This window comes from Nocardia sp. CC201C (assembly GCF_030010695.1).
GTDB lineage: Bacteria > Actinomycetota > Actinomycetes > Mycobacteriales > Mycobacteriaceae > Nocardia > Nocardia otitidiscaviarum.
In genome coordinates, this window is record NZ_JASCXP010000477.1 from 1 (window position 1) to 5282 (window position 5282).

2 protein-coding genes and 1 pseudogene are annotated in these 5282 nt (G+C 68.8%); all 3 read right to left on the bottom strand.

From position 1 onward, the window contains the following. Positions 1 to 2: 2 nt before the first annotated feature. Positions 3 to 2156: a 3-hydroxyacyl-CoA dehydrogenase NAD-binding domain-containing protein gene (locus tag QK444_RS32095; RefSeq protein ID WP_282785817.1), complete on the bottom strand. Its 2154-nt coding sequence runs from the start codon at positions 2154 to 2156 to the stop codon at positions 3 to 5. A 35-nt stretch (positions 2157 to 2191) separates the two neighbouring features. Beyond that, complete coding sequence (locus QK444_RS32100; protein ID WP_282785818.1) at positions 2192 to 3403, bottom strand: acetyl-CoA C-acetyltransferase; 1212 nt, start codon at positions 3401 to 3403, stop codon at positions 2192 to 2194. 255 nt (positions 3404 to 3658) lie between these two features. Beyond that, positions 3659 to 5282, bottom strand: a pseudogene (locus tag QK444_RS32105) (hypothetical protein); the annotation flags it as partial.

Below are 5282 nucleotides of genomic sequence, written 5' to 3' on the forward strand. Positions count from 1 at the left end.
AACTACTTGCGCAGCGACGCGGGCACCTGGAAGCGGTCGCCGAACTTGGCGGCCAACTCGTCGGCACGGGCCACGAAGGCCTCCTGCCCACCCGGGTAGCCCACGATGAACTGGTGGGTGCCACCGGTCCAGGCCGGGAAGCCGATGCCGAAGATCGAGCCGATATTGGCGTCGGCGGTGGTGGTGAGCACACCCTCGTCGAAGCACTTCTGGGTCTCGATGGCCTCCGCGAACAGCATGCGGTCCTTCAGATCCTGGAAGGTGACGCCCTCGGGCAGTTCGGTCGAGGTCTTGTACAGCGAGCGCAGCTCCGACCACAGGCTGGTGGCCTTGCCGTTCTCGTAGTCGTAGAAGCCCGCGCCGCCGGCCTTGCCCTTGCGGTCGAACTCGCCCACCAGCTTGTCCAGGATCGCGGCGGTCGCGGCCGACGCGGCGTCGATCTCGCCGCCCTCGGCCTCGAGGGCCGCCGCGGTCTCCTTGTAGATCTTCTGCATGGTGGTGAAGTTCAGCTCGTCCGACAGCTTCAGCGGAGCCGCCGGGTAGCCCGCCTGCAGACCGGCCTGCTCGATGGTCTGCGGGTCGATGCCCTCGTCGAGCATCTTGATGGCCTCGTTGATGAACTTGCCGATGACGCGCGAGGTGTAGAAGCCGCGCGAGTCGTTGACCACGATCGGGGTCTTGCGGATGGCGAGGGTGTAGTCGTACACCCGGGCCAGCGCCTCATCGGAGGTCTTCTCGCCCTTGATGATCTCGACCAGCGGCATCTTGTCGACCGGCGAGAAGAAGTGGATGCCGATGAAGTCCTCGGCCCGCTTCACACCGGTGGCGAGCAGGGTGATCGGCAGGGTCGAGGTGTTGGAGCCGAGCAGCGCGTCGGCGTCCACGATGTCCTCGATCTCCTGGAAGACCTTGTTCTTCAGCTCGGGGTTCTCGAACACGGCCTCGATGACGAAGTCCACGCCCGCGAAATCCTTGGCATCGGCGGACGGGGTGATCCGATCCAGCAGCGCCTTGGACTTCTCCTCGGTGGTCTTGCCCCGCGAGAGCGCCTTCTCCTCGAGCTTGACCGAGTAGTCCTTGCCCTTGTTGGCGGCCTCGATGGTGACGTCCTTGAGCACGACGTCGATGCCGGCCTTCGCCGTGACGTACGCGATGCCCGCGCCCATCATGCCCGCGCCGATGACGCCGACCTTCTTGATCTCACGCTTCGGCACGTCCTTGGGACGCGAACCGCCGTTGTTGATCGACTGCAGGTCGAAGAAGAACGCCTGGATCATGTTCTTCGCGACCGGGCCGGTCAGCAGCGAGACGAAGTAGCGCGACTCGATGAGCGAGGCGTTGTCGAAGTCGACCTGCGCGCCCTCGACCGCGGCGGACATGATCGCGCGCGGCGCGGGCATGTTCTGGCCCTTGATCTGCTTGCGCAGGTTGGCCGGGAAGGCCGGGAGGTTGGCGGCCAGGGCCGGGGTGGACGGGGTGCCGCCCGGGATCTTGTAGCCCTTGACGTCCCAGGGCTGCACGCCCTTGTCCGGGTTGGCCTTGATCCACGCCTTGGCGGCCGGGACCAGCTCGTCGACGGAGGCGACGACCTCGTTGACCAGGCCGGTGGCCTTGGCCTTCTGGGCGTTGAACTTGTTGCCCTGCAGCAGCACCTGCATCAGGCCGTTGGCGATGCCGAGCATGCGGGTGACGCGGGTGACGCCGCCACCGGCCGGGAGCAGACCGAGGGAGACCTCGGGCAGGCCGACCTGCGCGCCCTTGACGTCGGCGATGATGCGGTAGTGGGTGGCCAGCGCGATCTCCAGGCCGCCGCCGAGGGCCGCGCCGTTGATGGCCGCGACGACCGGCTTGCCCAGGGTCTCCAGACGACGCAGGTCGTCCTTGATGAAGGTCAGCTCCTCCATGATGGCCGCGGCGTCCGCCGGGGTGGTCTGCATCATGTTCTTGAGGTCGCCGCCGGCGAAGAAGGTCTTCTTCGCGGAGGTGATGACGACACCGGTGATGTCGTCCTTCTCGGCCACGAGGCGGTCCACGGTGGCCCGCATCGAGTCCTTGTACAGCTGGTTCATGGTGTTGGCGCCCTGGTTCGGGTCGTCCATGGTCAGCACGACGATGCCGTCGGCGTCCTTCTCCCAGCCGATCATGTTCTCAGTCATTGATTCTCGTTCTCCTAGAGAAAAGTCAGTGGGCGTCAGACGCGCTCGATGATGGTGGCCACACCCATGCCGCCGCCGATGCACAGGGTCACCAGCGCGTAGCGGGCATTGCGACGGTGCAGCTCGTCGACCATGGTGCCGGTGATCATGGCGCCGGTGGCGCCCAGCGGGTGGCCCATGGCGATCGCGCCGCCGTTGACGTTCAGCTTCTCGTCCGGGATCTGCAGGTCCTTCTGGAACTTCAGGACGACGGAGGCGAAGGCCTCGTTGATCTCGTAGAGGTCGATGTCCTCACGCTTCAGACCGGCCTTGGCCAGGGCCTTCTCGGCGGCCGGGGTCGGACCGGTGAGCATGATGGTGGCGTCGGCGCCGGAGGTGGCGGTGGCGACGATGCGGGCGCGCGGGGTCAGGCCCGACGCCTTGCCGGCGTCCTCGTTGCCGACCAGGACCAGCGCGGCACCGTCGACGATGCCGGAGCTGTTGCCGCCGTGGTGGACGTGATCGATCTTCTCGACGTAGGTGTAGCGCTGCATGGCGACGGCATCGAAGCCGCCCATCTCGCCGATGCCCGCGAAGGACGGGTTCAGCTTGGCCAGATCCTCGACCTTGGTGCCCGGGCGGCGGTGCTCGTCGGTGTCGAGCACGGTCAGGCCGTTGATGTCCTTGACCGGGACGACCGAGTTGGCGAAGTAGCCGTTCTTCCACGCGGTGTCGGCCAGCTCCTGCGAGCGCACGGCGTAGCCGTCGACGTCCTCGCGGGAGAAGCCCTCGATGGTGGCGATCAGGTCGGCCGAGATGCCCTGCGGGACAATGTAGCTGTCGAAGCTGGTGGCCGGGTCCATGAACATGGCGCCACCGTCGGAGCCCATCGGCACGCGGGACATGGACTCGACGCCACCGGCGATGACCAGGTCGTCGAAGCCGGAGCGGACCTTCTGCGCGGCCAGGTTGACGGCCTCGAGGCCGGAGGCGCAGAAGCGGTTGATCTGGATGCCGCCGACGGTGTCGGGCAGGCCGGCGGTCAGCACGGTGGTGCGGGCGATGTCGGCGCCCTGGTCACCGACCGGCGAGACGACGCCGAGGATGATGTCCGAGATGCGGTCCTCGTCCAGGTTCGGGAACCGGTTACGCAGCTCCTGGACCAGACCGGTGGTCAGGTCGATCGGCTTGACCGAGTGCAGCGAGCCCTTCTTGTTGCGGCCGCGCGGAGTGCGGATGGCCTCGTAAATGTAGGCCTCTGTGGTCATATCGGAGTTGTCCTCTCTAAAGGTGCGCCGTCACCGCGTTGTGCGGAGCGGCCGCGGTTACCTCGCCGACCGGCCTTGTCGACCGACCGTCCTGACGCTGTACAAACCGCGTCACGAACCGGCTTGTCGACGCTCCGGCAGCCCTTGCGCCTGGGCATACCTTAGAACCTCGCCGAGCCAGAACTCACGGCCACCCGATCATAGTACCGCCGGATGCGAACTCCGGTTAACTTAAGGTGCCTCACACGGGTGCTGTCAAGCCTCCAGCGGGCTGGCACCCAACTCCGACCGCAACAACTCCAAGGCCATCTCATCCGGGTCGCGGCGATCACCGGGCGGGACGGGCACGGCCGCATCGGCCAACATCTCCCGCTCCTCCTCCGCTGTCGAAGCAGGTGGGACCCCGTCATAACCTACCGGCGAGTAGTCCGACGGCCCCGGGTCGTCGGGAAGGTCCGGCCCGTCGGGCAGCGGAATATCGTCGTCCAGGGGGGATGCCGGAGTGCCCGCGGAAGAGTCGCCGTCTCGGGAACCCGAGGACGACGCACCCCACCCGCCGGACGTGTCCGCCTGCGGCTCGACCGCGGCAGCAGCCTTGGCCTGACTCGGCCGCGAGAACTTCGGCGGAGCCTTCTTCGCGGGAGCCTGCGCGCCCGCCCCGCGTCCAGCGTTCCCGGCACCTCGCCCGCGCCCGGCACCACCCGACGCGGCACCCCCGACCTCCCAGCGCACCTCGAACTCCCGCCCGAGCACCGCCCGCACGGTGGATCGCACCGCCTCCAGGTTCTTCGCCTCCGACAGCCGCTGCGCCAGCGCCGCGTGCTGATGCGCCAGCACGATGACGTCACCCTCCACCCGCGCGACCGCCGCGGCGGCCAGCAGGGCGGGCAGCGCGGGCCCGAACTCGCGGACCTTCGCCTTGATCTCGACCCAGGCACCCTCCACCATCACGGTCAGATCCGCCCCGGCGGGGGCCGCGTGGTCAGCGGCAGCAGCAGCATTGTCAGCGGCAGCGTTGTCGGCAGCAGCAGTGGCGGCAGCATTGTCAGCGACCGCATTGTCGGCAGCGGCGTTGTCGGCGGCAGCGTTGTCGGCGGCAGCGTTGTCGGCGGCAGCGTTGTCGGCGGCAGCGTTGTCGGCGGCAGCGTTGTCGGCGGCAGCGTTGTCGGCGGCAGCGTTGTCGGCGGCAGTGGCGGCACCGCTTTTTTCGGCAGCGTTGGCGGCAGTGTCGGCGACAGCGTTGGCGGCGGTGGTGTCGGCGGCTTCTCCAGCCGCGTCCGCACCCGCCGATTCCCCCACTCCCGCGAGCAGGTCAGCGCCCGCATTCGCGCCCGCGCCTCCGGGCTCACCCGTGCCCACCGCGTGTTCCGCACCCCCGGCCATCGCGGCGTCAGCCGTCGGACCGGCGGCGGGTATACCACCGCCCGCCCCGGATTCCGGCGCACCGGCTACCCCGAAGGCCGCGGGGGCGCCGACCTCTTCTCCGGACTGACCGAATGCGCTGGGCTCGGCGGCGGGTCCTACAGCCCCGGTCTCATCGACAGCGGCCCCGACGCGACGGTCTGTGGTTGCCGCGGTATCCGACGCGGCCCGGGCGTCCGCCTCCCCGGCCGACGCAGCCGAATTCCGTACCCGCGCACCGGCAGCGTTCGCGCCGGTACCGGCGAGATCGCCACCGGTCGAGGGACCGGCCGACTCTGCTGATGCCGAATCCCCTGCCGACGCACCAGCGTCAGCGGTCCGGTGTTGCGCCGCAGCGCTCGCGTCGGCGGCTCGATCACGCGGCTGCCCATACTCACCAGCGGCACCGAACGCCCCCTCGTCGGAGGCGCCGCGCCCGGCCGTGGAACCGGCCCCCGCAGCCGAATCCTGGAGTCCG

Bases quoted from the DNA above. Each gene is read 5' to 3' on its own strand.
- QK444_RS32095 (WP_282785817.1), bottom strand. From the start codon at position 2,156: ATGACTGAGAACATGATCGGCTGGGAGAAGGACGCCGACGGCATCGTC.
- QK444_RS32100 (WP_282785818.1), bottom strand. From the start codon at position 3,403: ATGACCACAGAGGCCTACATTTACGAGGCCATCCGCACTCCGCGCGGC.